This is a genomic window from Jiangella muralis, assembly GCF_001270745.1.
In the GTDB taxonomy this organism is placed as follows: Bacteria; Actinomycetota; Actinomycetes; order Jiangellales; family Jiangellaceae; genus Jiangella; species Jiangella muralis.
Genome location: NZ_LFXL01000025.1, coordinates 188,737 through 210,123 on the forward strand (window position 1 = coordinate 188,737; position 21,387 = coordinate 210,123).

Here is a 21,387-nt window from a genome sequence, read left to right on the forward strand (position 1 = left end):
ACAGCGCAACGTCACCTGATCAACTCTCCAGCATGCGGACACGAAACGATCAGGTGACGAAGCGGCCGCCAGAAGGGGCGCTAGGTCACCTGATCGTTTCCGACGAGCGCGGGCGGCGGGCTGGCACAGGCCCGAGCCCGCAGACCGGTCAGCCGCCGGACCAGCCGGTGGCCGCCCGCGGGTGTCGCTGGCTCGGCATCCGCCGCGGGGCCCGGACCGGCGTCGCGGCGCGGCGGACGTCCTGGGCGGCGGCGCAGAGGGGGCCGATCAGCCCGGCCGACACCTCATCCACCCACAGCAGCAGGTCGAGGTGGACGGGGCGGGCCGGGTCGTCGAGTGCCAGCGAGTCCTGGTACCAGCGGACCACCGACGGCATCAGGGCGCGCAGCGCGGCGCGCCGGTCGTCCTCCCCCAGTGCCCCGAGTGCGTGGTCGAGCTCGGCGACGAGTTCCCTCATGGCGTGCCCCCTTGCGCGGCACCGGCCCCGGCGCCTCGATGCGCCGGACGGCCGATTCTCCGCCCCTGCGGCCCTGAATACCCCACGACGGGCGGTGCAGTCGCCCCGGACCGGACCAGCCGGCCCGCGCCTGCTTCGATGGGGGCATGGCCGTGCCGATCGCCGACTTCCTCGCCATCGTCCACCACCTGCCCGGCGCGACCGGCGCCGACTCCGACCGCTGGACGACGTTCCGGGTCGCCGGGCGGACGTTCGGGTACCTCTGGCCCGCCACGTCGACCGTCGGGCTGAAGCAGACCATCGCCGAACAGCTGGCGTTGGTGGCGGAGCGGCCGCAGGTGTTCGAGATCCAGTTCACCGCCGGCGCGTTCGGCTGGGTGGTGGTCCACCTCGACGGCATCGAGCGTGACGAACTGGTGGAGCTGACGTTCGAGGCGTGGCGGCTGACGGCGCCCCAGGACGTCGTCGAGCGGCAGGGCGACCGGCTGCCGCACGAGCCTCGGGAGTCGAGGTGAGTGAGTCGGGCGGCTCCGGTTCGGGTGATCGCCCTGGATTCGGCCGCGCGACGTCCGCTGTTAGCGCCGTATACCGTGATCTCGTGACCACGGACGGCGTCGCCGAATTCCTCGACGTGCGGCCGCAGCTGTTCGGTATCGCCTACCGCATGCTGGGCAGCGTCGCGGAGGCCGAGGACGTCGTCCAGGACGCGTGGATCAGATGGCAGCGCACCAACCGCGACGAGGTCGAGAACCCGGCCGCCTTCCTCACCACCACGGTGACCCGGCTGGCGCTGACGGCGGCGACGTCGGCCCGCGCCCGGCGCGAGACCTACCCCGGCGCGTGGCTGCCCGAACCGGTCGACACCAGCGACGATCCCGCGCTGGGCGCCGAGCGGGCCGAGGCGCTGGACCTCGCGGTCCTGCTGTTGCTCGAGCGGCTCAGCCCGGCCGAGCGGGCCGTGTACGTCCTGCACGAGGCGTTCGACTACCCGTACCGCCGCATCGGCGAGATCCTGGAGATCTCCGAGCCGCACGCCCGCCAGCTGGCCCGGCGGGCGCGGCTCGCGCTGGAGTCCGGCCGGGCGGCGCCGGCCCCGCCCGGCCTGCGCCGCCGTCTGGTCGAGACGTTCGCCGCCGCTGCCCGCGACGGCGACCTCGAGGCCCTGGAGCGCCTCTTCACCGAGGACGTCGCCGCCCGCGCCGACGGCGGCGGCAAGGTGCACGTCTCCCGCGTCGACCTCCATGGCGTCGAGCGGGTGGTGTTGTACCTCGACAACATCCTGCGCAAGTTCTGGAGCGAGGCCAGCTTCACCGTCGTCGACGCGAACGGCGGCGGCGCCCTGCTGGTCACGGACGCCGCCGGCGCACCGCTGGCGGTCCTCGCCCTCGACGTCTCCGGCCGCGGCATCGAACGGGTCCTCTTCGTGGTGAACCCGGACAAGCTGCGCGGCTTCGGCCGTCAGTAGCAGCCCAGCGCCTCCTTGTAGGCGACGCCGACGGTGTCGCCGTCGCCGCCGGTCACCTCCTCGGTGATGCTCTGACCCCAGGCGTCCACCCCGCCGTTGGCCAGGGCGTCCGCGTACTCCCACAGCACGTCGGGGTACGCGCCTTCCTCGGCCATCTCTTGGAGCACCGGCCAGTCGCGGGACGTCGCCATGGCGGTGATGGCCTCCTGCGCGGCGGCGGTGTCGCCGTCGGCGGCGGCCGTGACCCACTGATCGATCCACGCGCAGGCCACGGCTCCGGCGACCCGCGCGCCCACGTGGTACCGCCCGTGGACACCCTCATCGCCGATGGCCCCGGCGTCGAAGCCGGCCGGCGTCGGCAGGCCGGCCAGCAGTTCGGCCACCACGGCGTCGTGATCCTGCGGTTCCACGACGTTCTCCGGCATGGCCGACAACCAGGTGTCCACGTCGGTCTCGGTGAACAGGCCCAGGACGTCCTCGTAGGATTCCTGGTCGTCGAACGTGCGACCGGTGGCCCACATGAGGTAGCCGTCCTGCTGCCAGACCGTTGCGAAGACCAGCTCGGCGGCGTCGTACTGGACGAGCACAGCCTCGTGGCCGGCGACCACAACGGCGTCCTCGTGGTCGATGTCCGTGCGTAGGTTGGCGAGGACGTCCGCGTAGGCGTCCCCGGGCGACCAGGACAGCTCCAGCTCGTCGGTGCCGTCGGAGAACAGCATGTTGCCACGGTCGACGTCGAACTCCTCGGCGTCGGCGATGCGCCAGTCCGGGTCGTCGACGATCAGCCGGGGCGCGGACTCCGCGACCTCCAGCAGTTCGGCGGCCCAGGCGGGCCGGTCGTCGCCGCCGGACTGCGCGGCGAGCACACCGGCGGTGACGACGGCGGCGGCGCCCGCGAGGGCCGCCAGGCGGCGCGCGCCACGGCGCCGTCGCGGCGGTTCGACGCCGGGCAGGGATTCGAGAACGGGCGTGGACATGATCGACTCCATCAGGTCGGCTTCGGCTGCGCGAAGGGGCAACGCCTCGACGTCGGCGTCGCGGACCCGTGCGGTCCGCTCGACCAGCGACTCCAGTTCGTCGTTCATGAACCCTCCTCCAGCCGGACGGACAACCGTCCGTCACCGTTCACATGTCCGGTCGGGGCCGGGCGTTCGCCGTCCCGGCCGAGCGCTTCCAGCTCGGCCCGCAGCCGCTTGCGGGCGCGGTGCAGCCTGGTGCGCACCGTCCCCGGCGGCAGCCCCATCGCGGTCGCCAGCTCGGCCGGGCCGAGCCCCTCCCAGCTGGTCAGCCGCAGCAGTTCACGGTCGTCGCCGGGCAACCGGAGCAGCGCCGCGCGCACCGTCGCGGCCGGGTCGTCCTCGTCGATGCGGATGACGTCCGGACCGGTCAGCAGCTCGTCGCGGAGCCGTTCGCCCAGCCTGGTGCGGCGCCGGGCGCCGCGGGCGTGGTTGGCCAGGACGCGGCGGGCCACGCCGTAGAGCCACGGCCGCGCCTGCGCACCGGCCGGGACGTCGTCGATGCGCCGCCACGCGACCAGGAACGTCTCGGCGACGACGTCGGCGGCGTCCTCGGCCGCCTCGACCCGGCGCAGCGCGTAGCCCAGGATGGCGCGCGACTCCGCCGCGAAGACCGCCTCGAACCTGCCGCGTCTGGTCGTCTCGTCATCGTGGCGGTGGGTACTCCACGCAGGCACGTCGCCCCCTTTGCCTCCGTTGGGAGTGCCCGTCAACCTGACATGTCCGCTGAGCGCCGCGACGTTTCATCGTCGGGCGAAGGTCCGGGACGCGACCGGGCGGTCAGCCGGCCGGGACGACGAGGCGCTCCGGCGGGATCACCGCGACGCCGACGATCTCGATCATCGCCTCCGGCTGCCAGAGCGCCGTGGTGCCGATGCCCGCCATCGCCGGGTAGACCGGGCCGGCCAGCTCGCGCCACACCGCGCCGATCTCCTTGCCGTGCGCCTGGTAGTCCGGGATGTCGGTCAGGTAGATCGTGACGTTGACGAGGTCACCGGGCTCGCCGCCGACGTGGGCCAGGGTCGCGAGCAGGTTGCCGAACGCCTGACGGAACTGCTCGACGATGCCGCCGGGGACGATCCGCATGGCCGCGTCGAGGGCCGTCTGACCGCCGAGGTACAACGTGTTCCCGCTCAGCGTCCCGTGCGAGTAGCCGCGCGGCTCCGGCAGGGACGGAGGGTTGACCGGAAGGGCGGTCGCGCTCGTCGCCATGGCTGGGACTCCTGTGACGGGGATCGTGACGGCACGGTAGCAGTCTATTGACAAGCACTCAACGGTCGTGCAAATTCTGAAATATGGAGCCCGACCTCAGCAAGTACGTCCTCGAGGGCGATGCCTCGATGTACGCGAGCGAGAGCGGCCTGGTCGTCCCGGTGGTGACCCGGGCCGGCGCCGAGCCGGCCGACACCGGTCAGTCGGACGGCGCCACCCGGATCTCCGGCGTGAGCATCCAGCACACCCCGGCCACCCGAATCTGGTTCGGGAAGGTCCGCAACGAGGCGGGCTACCGGTCCGTCCCGCACCATCACGGTGAGGCGGAGACCGGCGGCTACGTGCTCTCGGGCCGCGCCCGCATCTACTTCGGCGAGCGGTTCGCCGACTACCTCGACATGGAGGAGGGCGACTGGGTGTTCGTCCCCCCGTTCCTGCCGCACGTCGAGTGCAACCTCGACCGCAACCGGCCGCTGACCTGGATGACCACCCGGACGCCGGAGAACCTCGTGGTCAACCTCCCGCAGGTGGACGACGCCGACCTGCGGCACTGGACGGACCGCCCGTGAGCGGCGGGCAGCCGCCCGGCCCGCCGGCCACGTCGCGGATCCTGTCGGCGGCCCTGACGCTGAAGCCGGCCCCGGCCGAGCACTTCGACCTCGCGTTCACCGCGACGACGCAGCCGTGCCCGTGGCCGAAGGCGTACGGCGGCGACCTCGTCGCCCAGGCGGCCGCCGCCGCCATGCGGTCGGTCACCGACGGCAAGACGCTGCACTCGATGCACTCGTACTTCATGCGCCCGGCCGAGATCGGCATGGAGGTGCGGTACGAGGTCGAGCTGCTGCGCGACGGCCGCGGCTACGCCACCCGCCAGGTCCGCGCCTTCCAGAACGGCAAGCCGGTCTACGTCTGCCTGGCGAGCTTCGCCGCCGGCGAGCCGGGCGGGACGTTCGCCGCCGCCTACCCTGACGGCGTCGACCCGCCGGAGCGGGTGCCGAGCTCGGCCGCGTACCTCGACGGCCGGAGCGGCGGCACGATGACCGAGGAGTCCCAGCGGTACTGGTCCACCGGCCGCGGCTTCGACCAGCGGCACGTCCCCGGACCGGTGTACCTCACCGTCGACGGGGAGCGGCTGCCGCACCAGGCCGTCTGGGTGCGGCCGTTCGACCCGCTGCGCCCGGTCGACGGGCTCACCGACGCCGAGCGCGACCTCGCGGCGCTCGCGTACGTCTGCGACTACACGATCCTCGAGCCGCTGCTGCGCGTCCTCGGCCTGCCCTGGGCGGCCGAGGGCCTGGTGACGGCCAGCCTCGACCACGCCATGTGGTTCCACCGGGCGCCGGCGGCGGACGTGCTCGGCGGCTGGCTCCTGTACGCGCAGCAGGCCGTCGCCGCCGACGCCGGTCGCGGGGTCGGGCTCGGTCACTTCTTCGCTCCCGACCACACGCACCTCGCCACCGTCGTCCAGGAAGGCGTGCTGCGGTACGACGACGGAGGACCGCGATGACGCTCAGCCCCTCGGCGTACGCCGACACCTTCGCCCGCGACAACCTGCCCCCGGCCGAGCAGTGGCCCACGCTCGAGTTCAGCACCCCGGAGCTCGACTACCCGGACCGGCTCAACGCGGCCGCCGAGCTCATCGACCGCGCCGTCACCACCTTCGGCGCCGATCGCCCGGCCGTGCGGACCCCGGGCGGCGAGCTGTGGACGTACGGCGAGCTGCGGGAGCGGGCCGACCGCGTCGCCCACGTGCTCGTCGACGACCTCGGCCTGGTGCCCGGCAACCGCGTCCTGATCCGGTCCCCGAACAACCCGTGGACGGTGGCCGCCTGGCTCGGCGTCCTGAAGGCCGGCGGCATCGCCGTCACCACGATGGCGGCGCTCCGCGAGCGCGAGCTGACGCCGATCGTCGAGAAGACCCGGCCGGTCATCGCGCTCGTGGACCACCGGTTCGTCGACGACGTCGGCGCCGTGCGGGACGCCGCGGCCCCGGACCTGCGGATCGTCGCCTACGGCGGCGACGCCGACGACGACCTCACCAGGAGGGTCGCGACGAAGCCGGCGACCTTCACCGCCGTCGACACCGCGGCCGACGACGTCGCCCTGCTCGGCCCGACCTCGGGCAGCACGGGGACGCCGAAGATCACGATGCACTTCCACCGTGACGTACTCTCGATCGACAACACGTTCGGCAAACACGTGCTCCGGCTGCGGCCCGACGACCTCGTCGCGGCGAGCCCGCCGCTCGGGTTCACCTTCGGCCTCGGCATGCTGGTCGTCTTCACGCTCCGGGCCGGGGCCTGCGCCTTCCTGACCGAGGCGGCGACACCACCCCAGCTGGCCGACCTGATCTCCGGCCACGGGGTCACGGTGCTGGCCACCGCACCCACCGCCTACCGGCAGATCGTCAGGTGCGGGAAGGGCGACCAGCTGGCCGGCCTGCGGGTCGCCGTCAGCGCCGGCGAGCACCTGCCGCAGTCGACCTGGCAGCAACTGCACGACGACCACGGCCTCGAGGTCATCGACGGCATCGGCGCGACCGAGCTGCTGCACATCTTCATCTCCGCGGCCGGCGACGAGATCCGCCCGGGCGCGACGGGCAAGCCCGTCCCCGGCTTCCGCGCCACCATCCTCGACGCCGACGGCGCCGAGGCCCCCGCGGGCGTCGCGGGCCGGCTCGCCGTCATCGGCCCGGTGGGCTGCCGGTACCTCGACGACGCACGCCAGGCCGGTTACGTCGTCGACGGCTGGAACGTCACGGGCGACACCTTCGTGCGCGACGAGGACGGCTACTTCTGGTACCGGGCCCGCACCGACGACCTGATCGTGTCGTCGGGCTACAACATCAGCGGTCCCGAGGTCGAGGCCGCCGTCGACGCCCACCCCGACGTCGTCGAGTGCGGCGTCGTGGCCGCCCCGGATCCCGAGCGGGGCGCCGTCGTCTGCGCGTTCGTCGTGCTGCGCGACGGCGTGGCGGGCGACGACGCGAAGGTCGCGGAGCTGCAGGGGTTCGCCAAGAGCGAGCTGGCCCCGTACAAGTACCCGCGGAAGGTGCTGTTCCTCCCCGCGCTCCCCCGCAACTCCAGCGGCAAGCTGCAGCGCTTCAAGCTGCGGCAGCTGCTGGAGACGGACCCGGCATGAGGATCGCGATCGCGGGTGGCGGGCCCGGAGGGCTGTACTTCGCGGCCCTCATGAAGGGCCTCGACCCCGGTCACGACGTGACGGTGTGGGAGCGCAACGCGCCCGACGACACCTTCGGCTTCGGCGTCGTGTTCTCCGACGAGACACTGGGCGCCATCGAGGGCGCCGACCCGGTGATCCACGACCGGATGGAGCGCGGGTTCGCCCGCTGGACCGACATCGACGTCGAGGTCAACGGCCACGCGTTCACCGTCGGCGGGCAGGGCTTCGCCGCGATGGGCCGCAAGGAGCTGCTCGCGATCCTGCGGGAGCGGGCCGCCGAGCTGGGCGTCACCGTGCACTACCGGACGCCGGCGCCGGGCCCGGGCGAGCTGCGGGCGTCATACGACCTGGTGGTGGCGGCGGACGGGCTCAACTCCACCATCCGCACCAAGTACGCCGACGTCTTCGGGCCGGACCTGGACCGGCGGGCGAACAAGTACATCTGGCTCGGCACCGACCTCGTGTTCGAGGCGTTCCAGTTCTTCGTCAAGCAGACGCCGTGGGGCACCATGCAGATCCACGGCTACCCCTACTCCGACCAGGGCTCGACGTTCATCGTCGAGCTGCACGAGGACGTGTGGCGCCGGGCCGGCTTCGACGCCACCGAGCACGACGACCTCCCGCCGGGCGCCTCCGACGAGTACGCCGTCCGCCGCATCGGCGAGATCTTCGCCGACGAGCTGCGGGGACACCGCGTGCTCACCAACAACTCGAAGTGGCTCAACTTCCACACCGTGCGCAACGAGCGCTGGTACGACGGCAACGTCGTGCTGCTCGGCGACGCGGCCCACACCGCGCACTTCTCCATCGGCTCCGGCACGAAGCTGGCCATGGAGGACGCCCTGGCGCTGGCCGCGTGCCTGCACGAGCACCCCGGCGTCGACACGGCGCTCGCCGCGTACCAGGCCGAGCGCAAGCCGGTCGTCGAGTCGACCCAGCGGGCCGCGCAGGCGTCGCTGGAATGGTTCGAGAACATCGGCATGTACGCCGGCCAGGATCCGGCCCAGTTCGTCTTCAACCTGCTCACCCGGTCCCGCCGCATCACGTTCGGCAATCTCCGCGAACGCGACCCGGAGTTCGCCGCCCGCATGGAGGCGGAGTTCGCGCGGCTCCAGCCGGCCGGCACGGTGGCCCCGGCGATGTTCCAGCCGGTGCGCATCGGCCCGCTGGAGCTGAAGAACCGCGTCGTCATCTCGCCGATGGACATGTACTCCGCCGAGGACGGCCGGCCGAACGAGTTCCACCTCGTCCACCTGGGCGCGAAGGCGCTCGGCGGCGCCGGGCTGGTCATGACCGAGATGACCTGCGTCTCGCCCGAAGGCCGCATCTCGCCCGGCTGCACCGGCATCTGGACCGACGAGCAGCGCGACGCCTGGCGGCGGGTGACGGACTTCGTCCACACCCGCTCCACGGCGAAGATCGGGCTCCAGCTCGGGCACTCGGGCCGCAAGGGCTCCACCAAGCTGATGTGGGAGGGCATGGACGAGCCCCTCGACGACGGCAACTGGGAGGTCGTCGGGCCGTCGCCGCTGCCGTACGGCGATGGCTGCCACCTGCCGCGCGAGGCGACCCGCGCCGACCTGGACCAGGTGGTGGCCGACTTCGTCGCCGCGGCCGAGCGTGGCGTCGCGGCCGGGTTCGACCTGATCGAACTGCACGCCGCCCACGGCTACCTGCTGAGCTCGTTCCTGTCCCCGGTCGCGAACCGGCGCACCGACGAGTACGGCGGCCCGCTGCCGAACCGGCTGCGGTTCCCGCTGGAGGTGTTCGACGCGGTTCGTCGCGTGGTGCCCGGCACCCTTCCGGTGACGGTCCGCATCTCCGCGACCGACTGGGTGCCCGGCGGCACCACCGACGAGGACGGCGTCGAGATCGCGCGGGCGTTCGCCGCCCACGGCGCCGCCGCCATCGACGTCTCCACGGGCCAGGTCACCAAGGACGAGAAGCCCGCGTTCGGGCGGTCGTACCAGACCCCGTTCGCCGACAGGATCCGCCACCAGGTCGCCGTCCCCGCGGGCGTCGCCGTCATCGCCGTCGGCGCGATCTCCTCCTACGACGACGTCAACTCGATCCTGCTGGCCGGCCGCGCCGACCTCTGCGCCCTCGGACGCGCCCACCTGTACGACCCGCAGTGGACGCTGCATGCGGCGGCGGAACAGGAGTACCGGGGTCCCGGCGCCGACTGGCCGGACCCCTGGGCGGCCGGGCGCCGCCGTCCCCCGACGGCGCGCACCGACAAGGTCCCGCCCCGCCTCTCGCTGCTCCGCGACGGCGCCGCCGGCACCGTCCATCTGCGGTGGACCCCGAACCGGCGCGGCCAGGCAGAATGACCCCGATGATCCCGGCCGACGAGACCGCCAGTACGCGCCGCACGCGCACCGTCATGGTGAGCTTCCTCGGCGCCGTCGTCCGGCGCATGGGCGACTGGATGCCCATCGCCGGAACCGTCGACCTCATGGAGCAGCTCGGGCTCGACGCCAGGAGCGTCCGCACGGCGGTGTTCCGGCTCAAGCAGCGTGGCTGGCTGGCCGCCGAGAGCCGGGGCGGGCGGCGTGGCTACGCGCTCACGCCGGTGGCGGTGAAGGCGCTGGTCGCCGGCGACGAGATCATCTGGCACGCCCGCCAGCCGGCGAACCTCGACGACGGCTGGTGCATCGTCAACTTCTCCGTGCCCGAGTCCGAGCGCGCGAAACGGCACCAGCTGCGCGCCCACCTGGCCTCACTGGGCTTCGGGAACATCTCGACCGCGATGTGGATCGCGCCGGCCCGCATGCGCGGCGCCGCCGAGCAGGCCGTGCGCGAACTCGGCCTGGACCGCTACGCCGCGATCTTCGTCGGCGCCTACGTCGCCGGTCAGGACCTGCGCACGCTGCTCTACGAGAGCTGGGACCTCGCTGGCATCGACCGCCGCTACCGCGAGTTCGTCACCCGTTTCCAGCCCGAGATCGCCGCCCTCGACGCCAGCCACGTCGTCGCGCCCGAGCACGCCTTCGTCACCTACCTCAGCGCCGTGGACCACTGGCGCAAGCTCCCGTTCCGCGATCCCGGCCTCCCCCGCGAGGTGCTCGCCGACGACTGGAGCGGCCCCGGCGCCCTGGCCGTGTTCGAGCGCCTCGTCACCCTCCTGGAGGGCCGGGCCCTCGCCCACGCCGCCGGACACTGGACGCCCCGTCCATCTCAACCGGCCCGGCCCGGCGTGCCCGCGTAGCTTCGCTTGGATGAGTGAGTCCGGTTGATCGGGTGGACGGTTCGCCGCGTTCGCCGTGGTCCGCAAGTGGGCCGTTCGCCGTTCGTGTCGGCGCACCGTTTGGTGTCCTCGACTCCCGCGACCGTCTTCGATGGCGGGATTCGTCTTCGAGGGGCCTTTCGGACGGTTCTCGCTATCGAGGACGGCTCCGGGCATCGAGGTGTGCCCAGACTGCCCCACGGCGCGGAACCCGGCGCACTGTCCGGCCAGCCAACGCGAAGCCGGCCCGACCAAGCCGACGAGGGCACGCCTACCATGATCATCAACCTTTTGAGCTGCTATGACGGCCGAAAAGGTGGATGATCATGGTGGATGTCACCGGCGCGGGTTGCGGCCCGGCTTCGTCTCGGGAGTGGTCTCGGCCGCCGCGGCTTCTGCTTTGGCGTCCTCGACGGCGGCCTCGGCCTGCTGGGCGACCTGGTCGGCAGCCGCTGCGGCGTCGGTGGAGAGGGAGCCCGCGCTGGTCAGTTCGCGACGTCCGTTCGCGTCCAGCGCGGCCGGCCCGTCGTCGCCGTCGTCCTCGCCGCCGGCCGCCGGTGCCGCGCCCATCCGCGAGTAGTCGCCGAACGCGCCGGTGACCGACCGGACCGCCTCGGTGAGCTCGCCCGGGATGACCCAGAAGGTGTTGTTGGGGCCGTCGGCCAGGTGCGGCAGCGTCTCGAGGTACTTGTAGGCGAGCACCTTCGGGTCGGCGTTGTTCTGGTGCACGGCCTGGAAGACCCGCTCGATGGCGCGGGCCTCACCGTCGGCGCGCAGGATCATCGCCTGCTGGTTGCCCTGGGCCTCCAGGATCTCCTGCTGCCGGGTGCCCTCGGCGGTGAGGATCTTGGACTGCCGCTCCCCCTCGGCGTGCAGGATGACGGCGCGCTTGTCGCGCTCGGCCCGCATCTGCTTCTCCATGGCCTCCTTGATGGTGGACGGCGGGTCGATCGCCTTGATCTCGACCCGGTTCACCCGGATGCCCCACTTCCCCGTCGCGTCGTCGAGCACCGTCCGCAGCTGGGCGTTGATGACCTCGCGCGAGGTCAACGTGCTCTCGAGGTCCATGCTGCCGATGACGTTGCGCAGCGTGGTGACGGTGAGCTGGTCGATGGCCTGCAGGTAGTTGGCCACCTCGTAGGCGGCGGCGCGGGGGTCGGTGATCTGGTAGTAGAGCACCGTGTCTATGTTCACGACCAGGTTGTCCTGGGTGATGACCGGCTGCGGCTGCGAGGTGAACACGTGCTCGCGCACGTCCAGCTTGGTGTTGATGCGGTCGACCATCGGGATGATGAAGTTCAGGCCGGGCTGCAGCGTGGTGCGGTAACGCCCGAATCGTTCGACGTTGTAGCGGCGGGCCTGGGGCACGACGCGGACCGTCGAGGCGACCCCGAAGATCACCACGGCGGCGATGACGAGCACGAGTACCAGTAGTTCCATGTCTCCTCCGTCGGGTTGTCAGGGCAGCAGTTCCCGGGGGTAGACGATGGCCGTGGCGCCCTCGATCTCCATGACGTCGACCAGCGCGCCGACGGGGATCACGTGGTCGTCGTCCAGGGTCCGTGCGGACCAGGTCTCTCCGGACAGCTTGATCAGCCCGTGGTCGGCGGTGACCTCTTCGAGGACGACCGCCTTCTTCCCGATCAGCGCGTCACTGCCCTCGCTGGTCAGCGGCGGGTGGCTCATGTTCTGCCGGGCGATGGGCCGCACGATCAGCAGCCCGGCCGCGCCGGCCATGGCGAACGCGGCGATCTGCAGCAACCAGGCACCACCCAGGCCCGCCACGACGGCCGCCACCAGCGCGGCGCCGGCGAGCAGGCCGAACGCGAACGTGAGGGTGAAGAACTCGGCAGCGCCCAGCGCCGCGGCCACCACGAGCCACAAGATCCACGACATCGAACCGACCTCCCGGACGCGCGGGACGGTTTCTTTCAATCTATCTCGGCAGACGCCGCGCTCAACATCCCTGCATCGGATCGTGATCGGCGGTGCGCCGCCGAACCAGGCCCAGCACCAGCCCGGCGCCCACGACGACGGCTGCCGCGACGGCGAGCCGGGCCGGTCCGGCGTCGGCGACCAGGCCGCTGAGCAGGCCTTGCAGCTCCAGTGCGGTGTCGATGACGGGGTCGGCAGGGTCGCCACCCGCACGCACCCGCAGCTCGTAACCCCCGTAGTAGGCGACATAACCGCCGGCGAGGATGAGCAGCGCCCCACTCGCCCTCGACACGTAGGGCAGCAGCCGGCGGGCCCGGCGCACGACGGCGTCGCTGCCGAGCGCGACGGCCACGGCGAGGAGGCCGACCACCAGACCCATCCCGACGCCGTACGCGACGAACGCGGCCAGGCCGGCGACGATGCCCGACGACCTGAACGTGGCCGTGGCCATCGCGAGGAACGGCGCGACTGTGCAGGACAGGCTGGCCACGGCGTACGCGACGCCGTACCCGGCCATCGACCACGCCGACGACGACGGCGCCGCGCCCGTCAGCCGCGGCGTCCGGACCATCAGCTCCCGGCCCGCCACCAGCCAGCCGCCGACGGCGACCAGCGCGACCCCGATCACGATGGTCGCCCACGGCAGGAACCGCTCGACGGACACCGCGGCCGGCACCACGACCAGCCCGAAGGTGCCGAACACGGCGACGAACCCGGCCGTCATCGCCGCGGTCATGACGCCCGCCCGGCGCACCGCGGCGGCGGTGCCGGGCGGCCCGTCCTGCGCCACCAGCAGGGTGAGGTAGGTCGGCAGCAGCGCGAAGCCGCACGGGTTCAGCGCCGCCACCGACCCGAGCAACAGCGCGAACTCGATCGGAACGCCGCCCATGGTCAGCCCGCGGCCAGCCGCTCGACCTCGGCCACGATCTCGTCCTCGTCCAGCGGTCCGCGGATCACCTCGACGGTGCCGTCGGCCGACACGAGGCCGAGGTCGTACTGCTGGGTGACCCCGAACCGGCTGTAGACGGCGCCGTCGCGGTCGTCGATGTGGGTGATGGCGTCGACGCCGCCGTCGGCGATGAACTCCTCCATCGCGGCGAGGTCGCCGGACAGCCCGGCCACGCCGACGAACGCCACGCGCCCCTCGTAGTCGGCGGCGAGGCCGGCGATGAGCGGCGCCTCCCGCTGGCAGACCGGGCACCACGGCGCCCAGAACCACAGCACGGCGGGCCGGCCGGCCAGGCTCGCGCCGTCGAACGTACCGCCGCCGACCGTCGCGGCGGTGAAGTCCAGCTCCTCCGGCACGACGACCGCCGGCGTCGGGGTCGGGGTCGGGGTCGGCGACGGTGTGGCCGAAGGCGACGACGACGGCGCCGCCTCCGGCTCGTCCACCTCCGCCGCACCGCACCCGGCCAGCAGGACGACGACGGCGAGCAGGCCGGCGCGGGCGCCCATCACCGCACCGCCAGGTCCGCGACGGCGGCGAACAGCAGCGAGCGGACCCGCTCGACGTTGCCGCGGAACACCTCGAAGACCTCCTCCTGGCGCACCGGCGGCACCTCCGGTTGCCCGTCGAGTCCCGTGTCGTAGTCGGTGACGAGCGCAACCCCGCCGAAGTCCAGGCCCGCCTCGCGAGCCAGCGCCGCCTCGGGGTACTGCGTCATGTTGACGACGTGCCAGCCGGCCTGGCGGTGCCACGCGGACTCGGCGCGGGTGGAGAAGCGCGGGCCGTTGATCACCACCACGGTGCCGCCGTCGTGCATGGTCACCCCGGCCACGCGCCCGGCGTCCAGCAGGGCGCTCCGGACCCGCGGGGTGTAGGGCTCGGCGAGCGACACGTGCCGCGGGCCGTCGTCGAAGCGGTCGTGGAAGGTGTCGGCCCGGCCCCAGGTGCGGTCGACGAGCTGGTCGACGACGACGAAGTCGCCGGGCCGTTGCTCCGGTCGCAGCGACCCGGCCGCGAACGGCGCCACCAGCGTGTGGACGCCGAGTCGCCGCATCGCGTCGATGTTGGCGCGGTAGTTCACCCGGTGCGGCGGCAGCTCATGGTGCCGACCGTGCCGGGGCAGGAACGCCACGCCCACGCCGTCGACCTCGGCCACCGTGACCGGCGCCGACGGCGGACCCCACTCGGTCTCCAGCTCCACCGTCTCGGCGTCGTCCAGGAACGAGTAGAACCCGGACCCGCCGAAGATCCCGATCTCTGGTGTCATCTCTCCTCCGCACGGATCAGGCGACGGGTCTCGGTGAGCCGTCGCCGCATGTCCAGCACCGCGCGGACGGTGCCGCCGACGGTGCCGGTGACCTTGCTCCGGCCGGTGCGCGGGTGGTACGGCACCGCCCGTTCGGTGACCCGCCAGCCGTCCCGTCCGGCCCGCAGCACCATCTCCAGCGGCCAGCCGGATCGCCGGTCGGCCAGGCCCAGACGGAGCAGGTCCTCGCGCCGGGCCGCGCGCATCGGCCCGATGTCGCTGACCCGCGCGCCGGTGTACGCGGTCACCCGCCGGGCGAGGTACCGGTTGGCCAGCCGGACGTGCGGCGACATCGCCCGCCCCGGCCGGGCGCCGAGCACGAGATCGGCCTCCCCCGCGGCCACCGGACCGGCCACGACCGGTAGGTCGCGGGGGTCAAGGGAGGCGTCGCAGTCCATGAAGCAGACGACGTCCGAGGTCGCCGCGGTCAGGCCGGCGAAGCACGCGGCGCCGAACCCGCGCGTGGGCTCCTCGACGACGACGGCGCCGTGCGCGCCGGCCACCGCTGCCGACCCGTCGGCGGACCCGTTGTCGACGACGATCGGACGGTAGCCGGCGGGCATCCGGCCGAGCACCCACGGGATCGCCGCGGCCTCGTCCAGCACCGGGAGGACGACATCGATCATGCGACCACCCGGCCCAGCCGGGCGAACCAGCGTCCGGCCGCGACGTGCCAGCCGGTCAGCCGCAACCCAGCCGCCGCGGCGACCCGGACGAGGTCGTCGGCCCCCACCCGCGCCCAGGGGAACCACCCGCTGATCTCGTCGTCGCGTTCCAGCCTGGCCTCGCCCGTCCACGAGCCGGCGCCCGGCGGCGCGGCCTCGACGACGGCCCGCCCGTCGCCGGACAGCAGTCGCCCGACCCGGCGCAGCAGGTCGACGGGCGCGCCGCCGATGCCGACGTTGCCGTCGAGCAGCAGCACGCTGTGCCAGCGGCCCTCCCCCGGCAGCGGGTCGAACACCGAATGGCGCAGCGCCGTCGCGCCACGTGCCCGGGCCTGGTCGACGGCGTGCGCCGACGCGTCGACGCCGAGCGCCGGGATGCCGAGCTCCCCCAGCGCCACCACCAGCCGGCCCGGCCCGCAGCCGAGGTCGAGGACGGGGCCGCGCAGCGACGCCAGCAGCGCCCGCTCCGCCGGCGTCGCCGCCGCCGTCCACGCCGCTACGGCCAGCGGTTGCGTCCACCCGTCGCGGGCGCGCATCAGCACCGTCATCGGGCTCTCCTCCGCAGGACGCGTACGACGACGGCCGCCGCGACGACCATCCAGGTGATCGCCAGGACGAGCACGAGGTTACGGCCGTAGTCCAGCGGCAGCGCGCTGGGCACCGACGGCGACCGGCCCCAGCCACGGACGACCGGCCAGAACAGGACGGTCAGCAGCGCGCTCAGCGCGAGCCCGAGCCGCACCGGCAGCCGCGCGACCACCGGCACCCACCGGGTCGCCAGCGCGGCGGCCACCACGGCCGGTGCCAGCAGGACGTCATGCACCAGCCCGGACCCGGCCAGCCAGACGGCGAGGTCCACCGGCCGGGTGTCCGCGCGGTCGGCCCACGCGCCGGCCAGGCCGTAGCCGGCGATGCCCGCCCCGGCGATCAGGCAGGTCCAGAAGAACGGGCCGGACGGCGTCCGCTCCGTCATGTGCGGATCACCACCAGTTCGCGCACCCATTTCGTCTGCAGGACACCGGCCCGGTTCGGCCCGATGAGCCGGCACGGATAGCCGTGGTCGAGATCGAGCCGCTCGCCGTTCACGGCCACCGCCAGCATGGTGTCCGGGTCGCGGACCTGTAGGTGGTTCAGTTCCGACGCCCGGTACCGGCCACCGGCCTGCAGCGACTCCACCCGCACCGTGACGTCGTCGTCCGGGTCGACGCCGGCGGTGGTCAGCAGGTCGGCGATCGGGACGCCGCGCCACCGCGCGGACGCGCTCCAGCCCTCGACGCAGGCGATCGACAGCTCGGCCACGCGGCGAGCCAGCCCGTCGAGCTCCCCCGTGGTGAGCTCGACCGGCCGCGCCACGGCCCCGGTGACCCGCAGCCGGAACCCAGCGTCGGACGCGGCCTCGACGACACCGGCCTGCACGGCGCTGCGGTTCACCGGCACGCCCTGTGGGCCGAGGTCGGGACGGCGCTGCGCGAACAGCGTCAGCGGCCGCAACGGCGTCACCGTCTGACCCGCGGTGGTGACGGTGACAACGCCCGCGGCGACCGCCACCGCGCCGAGGAACCCGCGCCGCCCGAGCGTGCCCGGCGCGGCCGCCGCCACCGGATGACCCGGCCGGGCCAGCGCCGCCCGCGCGACGGCCGCCTTCGCGCCGAGGTGCGCGACCAGCCCGCCGATCGTGATCCACGCGACCCAGTAGTGCGCCGCCGGGAAGTAGAACCCCCAGGGGTACCACCGCGACACGTTCGCCACCCCGGAGAACAGCATGAACACCGCGCCGAACGTCAGCGGGACCAGCATCAGCCGCTCGGCGGCGTGCGCGACGCCGCTCACCGGCGGCCAGCGGAACAGCCGCGGATACACCGACCACAGCTTCGCCACCAGCAGCGGCACGGCGGCGAACCCGGTCGCCACGTGCACGCCCTGGGTCACCCGGTACAGCGACGCCGGCCGCGGCGGGATCGGCAGCCAGTCCACCGGGTGCTGCTGGACGTGCGAGTAGAGCCCGGTGAGGAAGCAGGTCAGGAAACAGACGCCGAGCGCGATGCCCAGGATCGCGGCCGTGCGTGCGTCGTGCACCGGCTGCCGCAGCGCCTCGTCCCGGGCCTCGGGCAGCCTCACCGGGCCACCGTCAGCAGCGACCGCACCACGGCCGCCGTCCGCGTGTCCGGGGCCGAGGCGGCCACCGCGACCGCGTCGGCCGCCGTGTCGACGTCGCGCAGCACCGGCAGCGACGTCACCGCCAGGCCCAGCGACCGCAGCCGCCGAGCCTGACGGTCCCCCGTGCGTGCCGTGCTCATCGGCACGCCGTCGAAGACGCCCGGCCGCCAGCGGCCCAGGCCCAACGCCCACCAGCCGCCGTCCGCGGCCGGCCCGAGCACGGCGCCGTCGCCGGTCAGCAGGCCCAGCGCCTCGTCCAGCAGCGACGGCGTCAGCTGCGGGGTGTCCATGCCGATCTGCACCCCCGGGCCGCCGGCGTGGCTCCACGCGGCCGCCAGCCGGACGCCGAGTGGCCCGCGCACCTGCGGGATCACCTCGAAGCCGGGCGGCAGCCATGGCCCGGGCCGGCCGTCGAGCACGAGGATGCGCCGGCCGGCGCCACACCGGGCGACGGCGTCGAGCGTGTCGGCGAGCGCGGCCGCGGCGACCGAAGCGGCCTCGGCCGGGCTCAGCGGCGGGCAGAGGCGGGTCTTCACCCGGCCGGGGACCGGTTCCTTCGCGACCACGAGCACCTGGGTGGCATCCACCCTGCCGACCGTAGGGTCGACCGGCTGGCATGATTCTTACAAAGGGCGAAACTCTGCTGCCGTACCCGTCCGACCTGGGGCGAAGCGGTCACCGGCGGTGGCATGGTGGACCCATGGATCCCGGACCGGCCCAGCGCGTGCTGGTGGTGGACGACGACCCGGCGCTGTCCGAGGTGGTCGGGCGGTACCTGCGCCGCGACGGCTTCGAGGTCGACTACGCCGCCGACGGCACCACCGGCCTGGCGAAGGCGCTCGACACCCTGCCCGACCTCATCGTGCTCGACCTCATGCTGCCCGGCCTCGACGGCCTCGAGCTCTGCCGGCGGCTGCGCCTCGTCGCGCCCATCCCGGTGGTCATGCTCACCGCGCTCGGCGAGGAGAACGACCGCATCGCCGGCCTCGAGATCGGCGCCGACGACTACGTCACCAAGCCGTTCTCGCCCCGCGAGCTGTCCGCCCGGGTCAAGGCGGTGCTGCGCCGTGCGGCCGCCGGGAACGTCACGCCGTCGACCGCGGCCCGGCGGCTGACCGGGGCCGGCTGCGAGATCGACCTGGTCGCGCACCAGGTGCGGCGCGACGGGCAGCTGGTGGCGCTCACGACGAAGGAGTTCGATCTGCTCGTGCACTTCATGACGCATCCGGGCGTGGCCTACCGCCGCGAAGAGCTGTTGGAGGCCGTGTGGCGCTGGCGCTTCGGCGACACCTCCACCGTGACGGTGCACCTGCGGCGGCTGCGCGAGAAGATCGAGACCGACCCGTCCACGCCGCGGCACCTGCTCACCGTCCGCGGCGTCGGCTACCGGTTCCGGCCATGACCCGGCAGGCCACCACCGTCGCGGTCCTGGCGACCGGCCTCGTCGTGGCCGGCGTCATCGCCGTCTCCGCCGGCATCCCGGCCCGCGACACCGCGATCCTGGTGGGCGTGACGGCGCTGGCCTCCGGCGCCGCCTTCGTCGCCGGCGCCACCGTGCTGCGCCGGTTCCGCGGCCGGCCGGTGCGCGCCCAGCTACTCGTCGTCGCGGTGTCGTCGCTGCTCATGACGGTGGCAGGGGTCGTGGCCGCGGCGCTGGCGATGTTCATCTCGACGCACGACCTCGTGGCGTTGTTCATCGTGGTCGCGGTCGCGACCGCCATGGCGGTGGGCGCGGCGCTGCAACTCGGCGACGACATCGGCACCGGGACGCGGCAGGTCGGGCACCTGGCCCGCACGATGGTCGACGGCGGCGACGGGCCGGCCGCCGTCACCGGGCCCGGCGAGCTGGCCGCGCTGGCGGCCGAGCTCGCCGACGTCTCCACCCGGCTGGACGAGTCCCGGCGGCGCGAGCGCGCGCTGGAGGCGTCGCGGCGCGAGCTGATCGCCTGGGTGTCGCACGACCTGCGCAGCCCGCTCGCGACGATCCGCGCGATGGCGGAGGCGCTCGACGACGAGGTGGCCGACGACAGCGCCACCGTCCAGCGCTACCACCGGCAGATCCGCGGCGACGCCGAGCGGCTCACCGCCCTGGTCGACGACCTCTTCGAGCTGTCGCGGATCAACAGTGGCGCCGTCCGGCTCGGGCCGGAACTGGTTCCCATCGGCGACGCCGTCGCCGAGTCGCTGGCGGGCGCGGCCTCGCACGCCTCCGTCCGGGGCGTCCGGCTGGTCGAGGAGTTCGACGACCTGCCCGTCACCGAGGTCTCGGCCCGCGAGTTCACCCGCGCCCTGAACAACCTGCTCGACAACGCCATCCGGCACACGCCGGCCGGCGGCCGGGTGGTCGTCCGGTCCGGCCGCGACGACGACGGCGCCGTGCTGCAGGTCATCGACGAGTGCGGCGGCATCCCGGAACCGGACCTGGATCGCGTGTTCGACGTCGCCTTCCGTGGCGACACCGCGCGCGGCCGCGACGCCGGCGGCGGCGGGCTGGGGCTGGCGATCGCCCGCGGCCTGGTCGAGGCGCACGCCGGCTCCGTCGAGGTGGCCAACCACGAGTACGGCTGCCGGTTCACCATCCGGCTCCCGGCGTGAGGGTTCGGCTCGCCCTGACCGGCTGGGTCGTGCTGCTGGTCGTCGCCTGGGTCTGGGGCCTGGCGCTGCCGGCCGACGACCTGCACCTCGACGCGATCCCGCTGTACGGCCGCTGGGAGCTCGCACCGATCTGGCGGCTCGCGGCGCCGGTCGCCGTGGGTGCGGCCGCGGCGCTGGTGCTGCCGGAGCTGGCGGCGCGGTGGCCGTGGCGGCGGGTGCTCGGCGCGGTGGCGGTGACGGCGATCGGCTGGAGCCTGGCACTGGCCGCCGTCGACGGCGCCTCGGGGTTCGCCGACATCGGGCAGGCGTACGGGCGGCACATCGGGCTGGTCGACGACCGTGGCGGTCCGGTGGCGTTCCTGCGCGGCTACGTCGAGCACCAGGACGCCGTCCCCGTCCACCTCCAGGCACACCCGCCGGGGCTGGTGCTGACGCTGTGGGCGTCGGCCCGGGCCGGGCTGTCCGGAGCCGGGTGGGAGACGGCGCTGGCGATGGCGGGGGTCGCGGCCGCGGCCGTCGCCGTGCTGGTGATCGCCCGCGACGTCGTCTCCGAGCGGTTCGCCCGCGCCGCCGCGCCGTTCGTGGTGCTGGCACCGGCGGCCGTCTGGCACACCAACGCCGATGTGATCTTCGGCGGGCTGGCGCTGACCGGCGTGGCGCTCGTCGTGGTGGCCCGCCGCTGGCCCCTGGCCGCCGCCGGTGGTGCGGTGTTCGGGCTGTCGCTGCTGTTCAGCTACGGTCTCGCGCTGCTCGCGGTGCCGATCGCGGTGGTCGCGCTGTGGCGGCGGCGGGCGGTGCTCGCGTCCGCGGCCGCGGCGGGCGCCGTCGTCGTCGCGCTGCCGTCGCTGTGGGGGTTCTGGTGGCCCGACGGGCTGGCCGCGACCCGGGTGCAGTACGACGCGGGCGTCGGCGCCGACCGGCCGTACGCGTACTTCCTGCTGGCCAACCTGGCGGTGTTCGCGCTGGCCGTCGGGCCCGCGGTGGCGGCGGGGCTGGCCCGGCTGCGGGACCAGCGGGCCTGGCTGGTCGTCGGCTCCGGGTTGGCGGCCGTGCTCGTCGCCGACCTGTCCGGGCTGTCGTCGGCCGAGACCGAGCGGATCTGGCAGCCGTTCATGCCGCTGGTGCTGCTGGCCGGCGCCGCCCTGACCTCGTCGCGGCGGTGGCTCGTCCTCCAGGTCGCCGTCGCCGTCGTCCTGCAGGCCGCGCTGCGGTCGCCCTGGTGAG

Annotated in this window: 24 protein-coding genes; 10 read left to right on the forward strand and 14 right to left on the reverse strand. The window is 73.7% G+C overall.

The annotated features are described in order from the left end of the window. Window positions 1–148: 148 nt before the first annotated feature. A complete protein-coding gene (locus ACW62_RS21095; RefSeq protein WP_053206086.1) occupies window positions 149–457 on the reverse strand; it encodes a hypothetical protein in 309 nt (102 codons plus the stop codon). Window positions 458–603: 146 nt separating this feature from the next. On the opposite strand from ACW62_RS21095, the gene ACW62_RS21100 reads away from it, so the two are divergent. Then, a complete protein-coding gene (locus ACW62_RS21100) occupies window positions 604–972 on the forward strand; it encodes an MmcQ/YjbR family DNA-binding protein (protein WP_053206087.1) in 369 nt (122 codons plus the stop codon). Between the two features lie 83 nt (window positions 973–1,055). Further along, window positions 1,056–1,922, forward strand: a complete 867-nt coding sequence (gene sigJ / locus ACW62_RS21105; protein WP_053206088.1) for an RNA polymerase sigma factor SigJ — start codon at window positions 1,056–1,058, stop codon at window positions 1,920–1,922. On the opposite strand, the gene ACW62_RS21110 is transcribed toward sigJ, so the two are convergent. The 3 genes from ACW62_RS21110 to ACW62_RS21120 all read right to left on the reverse strand — a co-directional run bounded on the left by ACW62_RS21110 (window position 1,916) and on the right by ACW62_RS21120 (window position 4,150). Continuing rightward, window positions 1,916–3,007: a hypothetical protein gene (locus ACW62_RS21110; protein ID WP_053206089.1), complete on the reverse strand. Its 1,092-nt coding sequence runs from the start codon at window positions 3,005–3,007 to the stop codon at window positions 1,916–1,918. The two genes, sigJ and ACW62_RS21110, sit on opposite strands and share 7 nt — an antisense overlap. Beyond that, window positions 3,004–3,615, reverse strand: coding sequence for an RNA polymerase sigma factor (locus ACW62_RS21115; protein WP_053206090.1), 612 nt, complete (start codon window positions 3,613–3,615; stop codon window positions 3,004–3,006). The genes ACW62_RS21110 and ACW62_RS21115 overlap by 4 nt, the downstream gene beginning before the upstream one ends. 103 nt (window positions 3,616–3,718) lie before the next feature. After that, window positions 3,719–4,150, reverse strand: a complete 432-nt coding sequence (locus tag ACW62_RS21120) for a RidA family protein (protein WP_053206091.1) — start codon at window positions 4,148–4,150, stop codon at window positions 3,719–3,721. An 83-nt stretch (window positions 4,151–4,233) separates the two neighbouring features. Here ACW62_RS21120 and ACW62_RS21125 point away from each other — a divergent pair, with 83 nt between their 5' ends. Genes ACW62_RS21125 through ACW62_RS21145 form a run of 5 tightly spaced genes read left to right on the forward strand, consistent with a single transcriptional unit; the run spans window position 4,234 to window position 10,541 of the window. Further along, complete coding sequence (locus ACW62_RS21125; protein WP_053206092.1) at window positions 4,234–4,719, forward strand: cupin domain-containing protein; 486 nt, start codon at window positions 4,234–4,236, stop codon at window positions 4,717–4,719. Further along, window positions 4,716–5,657, forward strand: coding sequence for an acyl-CoA thioesterase (locus ACW62_RS21130; RefSeq protein ID WP_053206093.1), 942 nt, complete (start codon window positions 4,716–4,718; stop codon window positions 5,655–5,657). Before ACW62_RS21125 ends, ACW62_RS21130 begins: the two co-directional genes overlap by 4 nt. Next, window positions 5,654–7,291: an AMP-binding protein gene (locus tag ACW62_RS21135; protein ID WP_053206094.1), complete on the forward strand. Its 1,638-nt coding sequence runs from the start codon at window positions 5,654–5,656 to the stop codon at window positions 7,289–7,291. Before ACW62_RS21130 ends, ACW62_RS21135 begins: the two co-directional genes overlap by 4 nt. Continuing rightward, on the forward strand, window positions 7,288–9,663 hold the full coding sequence (locus ACW62_RS21140) for a bifunctional salicylyl-CoA 5-hydroxylase/oxidoreductase (RefSeq protein ID WP_053206095.1): 2,376 nt from the start codon (window positions 7,288–7,290) through the stop codon (window positions 9,661–9,663). The genes ACW62_RS21135 and ACW62_RS21140 overlap by 4 nt, the downstream gene beginning before the upstream one ends. A gap of 5 nt (window positions 9,664–9,668) precedes the next feature. Continuing rightward, window positions 9,669–10,541 (forward strand): PaaX family transcriptional regulator, encoded by an 873-nt coding sequence (locus tag ACW62_RS21145; RefSeq protein WP_053206096.1) that lies wholly within the window; start codon window positions 9,669–9,671, stop codon window positions 10,539–10,541. Window positions 10,542–10,895: 354 nt separating this feature from the next. Here ACW62_RS21145 and ACW62_RS21150 read toward each other — a convergent pair whose 3' ends face one another. The 10 genes from ACW62_RS21150 to ACW62_RS21195 all read right to left on the reverse strand — a co-directional run bounded on the left by ACW62_RS21150 (window position 10,896) and on the right by ACW62_RS21195 (window position 18,155). After that, window positions 10,896–11,999: an SPFH domain-containing protein gene (locus ACW62_RS21150; protein ID WP_053206097.1), complete on the reverse strand. Its 1,104-nt coding sequence runs from the start codon at window positions 11,997–11,999 to the stop codon at window positions 10,896–10,898. An 18-nt stretch (window positions 12,000–12,017) separates the two neighbouring features. Then, a complete protein-coding gene (locus ACW62_RS21155; RefSeq protein ID WP_053206098.1) occupies window positions 12,018–12,455 on the reverse strand; it encodes an NfeD family protein in 438 nt (145 codons plus the stop codon). Between the two features lie 61 nt (window positions 12,456–12,516). Beyond that, complete coding sequence (locus ACW62_RS21160) at window positions 12,517–13,383, reverse strand: cytochrome c biogenesis CcdA family protein (protein ID WP_053206099.1); 867 nt, start codon at window positions 13,381–13,383, stop codon at window positions 12,517–12,519. Window positions 13,384–13,385: 2 nt separating this feature from the next. Beyond that, on the reverse strand, window positions 13,386–13,949 hold the full coding sequence (locus ACW62_RS21165) for a redoxin family protein (protein ID WP_053206100.1): 564 nt from the start codon (window positions 13,947–13,949) through the stop codon (window positions 13,386–13,388). After that, window positions 13,949–14,707 carry an S-methyl-5'-thioadenosine phosphorylase gene (locus ACW62_RS21170; protein ID WP_053206101.1) on the reverse strand — a complete coding sequence of 253 codons (759 nt, stop codon included), beginning with the start codon at window positions 14,705–14,707 and terminating at the stop codon, window positions 13,949–13,951. The genes ACW62_RS21165 and ACW62_RS21170 overlap by 1 nt, the downstream gene beginning before the upstream one ends. Further along, on the reverse strand, window positions 14,704–15,369 hold the full coding sequence (locus tag ACW62_RS21175) for a glycosyltransferase family 2 protein (protein ID WP_053206151.1): 666 nt from the start codon (window positions 15,367–15,369) through the stop codon (window positions 14,704–14,706). Before ACW62_RS21175 ends, ACW62_RS21170 begins: the two co-directional genes overlap by 4 nt. Continuing rightward, window positions 15,369–15,959 (reverse strand): methyltransferase domain-containing protein, encoded by a 591-nt coding sequence (locus ACW62_RS21180; RefSeq protein ID WP_053206102.1) that lies wholly within the window; start codon window positions 15,957–15,959, stop codon window positions 15,369–15,371. Before ACW62_RS21180 ends, ACW62_RS21175 begins: the two co-directional genes overlap by 1 nt. Further along, the gene (locus ACW62_RS21185) at window positions 15,956–16,384 is read right to left on the reverse strand and encodes a hypothetical protein (RefSeq protein WP_053206103.1); all 429 of its coding nucleotides are present in this window, start codon (window positions 16,382–16,384) and stop codon (window positions 15,956–15,958) included. Before ACW62_RS21185 ends, ACW62_RS21180 begins: the two co-directional genes overlap by 4 nt. Further along, window positions 16,381–17,529 carry a molybdopterin-dependent oxidoreductase gene (locus tag ACW62_RS21190; RefSeq protein ID WP_053206104.1) on the reverse strand — a complete coding sequence of 383 codons (1,149 nt, stop codon included), beginning with the start codon at window positions 17,527–17,529 and terminating at the stop codon, window positions 16,381–16,383. The genes ACW62_RS21185 and ACW62_RS21190 overlap by 4 nt, the downstream gene beginning before the upstream one ends. Beyond that, complete coding sequence (locus ACW62_RS21195) at window positions 17,526–18,155, reverse strand: TIGR04282 family arsenosugar biosynthesis glycosyltransferase (protein WP_053206105.1); 630 nt, start codon at window positions 18,153–18,155, stop codon at window positions 17,526–17,528. The genes ACW62_RS21190 and ACW62_RS21195 overlap by 4 nt, the downstream gene beginning before the upstream one ends. Before the next feature lie 113 nt (window positions 18,156–18,268). Between ACW62_RS21195 and ACW62_RS21200 the strand changes: the two genes are divergently transcribed. Genes ACW62_RS21200 through ACW62_RS21210 form a run of 3 tightly spaced genes read left to right on the forward strand, consistent with a single transcriptional unit; the run spans window position 18,269 to window position 21,386 of the window. Then, window positions 18,269–18,970, forward strand: coding sequence for a response regulator transcription factor (locus ACW62_RS21200; RefSeq protein WP_053206106.1), 702 nt, complete (start codon window positions 18,269–18,271; stop codon window positions 18,968–18,970). After that, the gene (locus ACW62_RS21205; RefSeq protein ID WP_083459999.1) at window positions 18,967–20,163 is read left to right on the forward strand and encodes a sensor histidine kinase; all 1,197 of its coding nucleotides are present in this window, start codon (window positions 18,967–18,969) and stop codon (window positions 20,161–20,163) included. The genes ACW62_RS21200 and ACW62_RS21205 overlap by 4 nt, the downstream gene beginning before the upstream one ends. Beyond that, window positions 20,160–21,386, forward strand: a complete 1,227-nt coding sequence (locus ACW62_RS21210; protein ID WP_053206107.1) for a hypothetical protein — start codon at window positions 20,160–20,162, stop codon at window positions 21,384–21,386. Before ACW62_RS21205 ends, ACW62_RS21210 begins: the two co-directional genes overlap by 4 nt. Window position 21,387 lies beyond the last annotated feature (1 nt).

What these genes read in the sequence shown, in the direction of transcription:
- ACW62_RS21095 (WP_053206086.1), bottom strand. Translation starts at nt 457, where the DNA reads ATGAGGGAACTCGTCGCCGAGCTCGACCACGCACTCGGGGCACTGGGG.
- ACW62_RS21100 (WP_053206087.1), top strand. Translation starts at nt 604, where the DNA reads ATGGCCGTGCCGATCGCCGACTTCCTCGCCATCGTCCACCACCTGCCC.
- ACW62_RS21110 (WP_053206089.1), bottom strand. Translation starts at nt 3,007, where the DNA reads ATGAACGACGAACTGGAGTCGCTGGTCGAGCGGACCGCACGGGTCCGC.
- ACW62_RS21120 (WP_053206091.1), bottom strand. Translation starts at nt 4,150, where the DNA reads ATGGCGACGAGCGCGACCGCCCTTCCGGTCAACCCTCCGTCCCTGCCG.
- ACW62_RS21125 (WP_053206092.1), top strand. Translation starts at nt 4,234, where the DNA reads ATGGAGCCCGACCTCAGCAAGTACGTCCTCGAGGGCGATGCCTCGATG.
- ACW62_RS21135 (WP_053206094.1), top strand. Translation starts at nt 5,654, where the DNA reads ATGACGCTCAGCCCCTCGGCGTACGCCGACACCTTCGCCCGCGACAAC.
- ACW62_RS21140 (WP_053206095.1), top strand. Translation starts at nt 7,288, where the DNA reads ATGAGGATCGCGATCGCGGGTGGCGGGCCCGGAGGGCTGTACTTCGCG.
- ACW62_RS21145 (WP_053206096.1), top strand. Translation starts at nt 9,669, where the DNA reads ATGATCCCGGCCGACGAGACCGCCAGTACGCGCCGCACGCGCACCGTC.
- ACW62_RS21150 (WP_053206097.1), bottom strand. Translation starts at nt 11,999, where the DNA reads ATGGAACTACTGGTACTCGTGCTCGTCATCGCCGCCGTGGTGATCTTC.
- ACW62_RS21155 (WP_053206098.1), bottom strand. Translation starts at nt 12,455, where the DNA reads ATGTCGTGGATCTTGTGGCTCGTGGTGGCCGCGGCGCTGGGCGCTGCC.
- ACW62_RS21160 (WP_053206099.1), bottom strand. Translation starts at nt 13,383, where the DNA reads ATGGGCGGCGTTCCGATCGAGTTCGCGCTGTTGCTCGGGTCGGTGGCG.
- ACW62_RS21165 (WP_053206100.1), bottom strand. Translation starts at nt 13,949, where the DNA reads ATGGGCGCCCGCGCCGGCCTGCTCGCCGTCGTCGTCCTGCTGGCCGGG.
- ACW62_RS21170 (WP_053206101.1), bottom strand. Translation starts at nt 14,707, where the DNA reads ATGACACCAGAGATCGGGATCTTCGGCGGGTCCGGGTTCTACTCGTTC.
- ACW62_RS21180 (WP_053206102.1), bottom strand. Translation starts at nt 15,959, where the DNA reads ATGACGGTGCTGATGCGCGCCCGCGACGGGTGGACGCAACCGCTGGCC.
- ACW62_RS21185 (WP_053206103.1), bottom strand. Translation starts at nt 16,384, where the DNA reads ATGACGGAGCGGACGCCGTCCGGCCCGTTCTTCTGGACCTGCCTGATC.
- ACW62_RS21200 (WP_053206106.1), top strand. Translation starts at nt 18,269, where the DNA reads ATGGATCCCGGACCGGCCCAGCGCGTGCTGGTGGTGGACGACGACCCG.
- ACW62_RS21205 (WP_083459999.1), top strand. Translation starts at nt 18,967, where the DNA reads ATGACCCGGCAGGCCACCACCGTCGCGGTCCTGGCGACCGGCCTCGTC.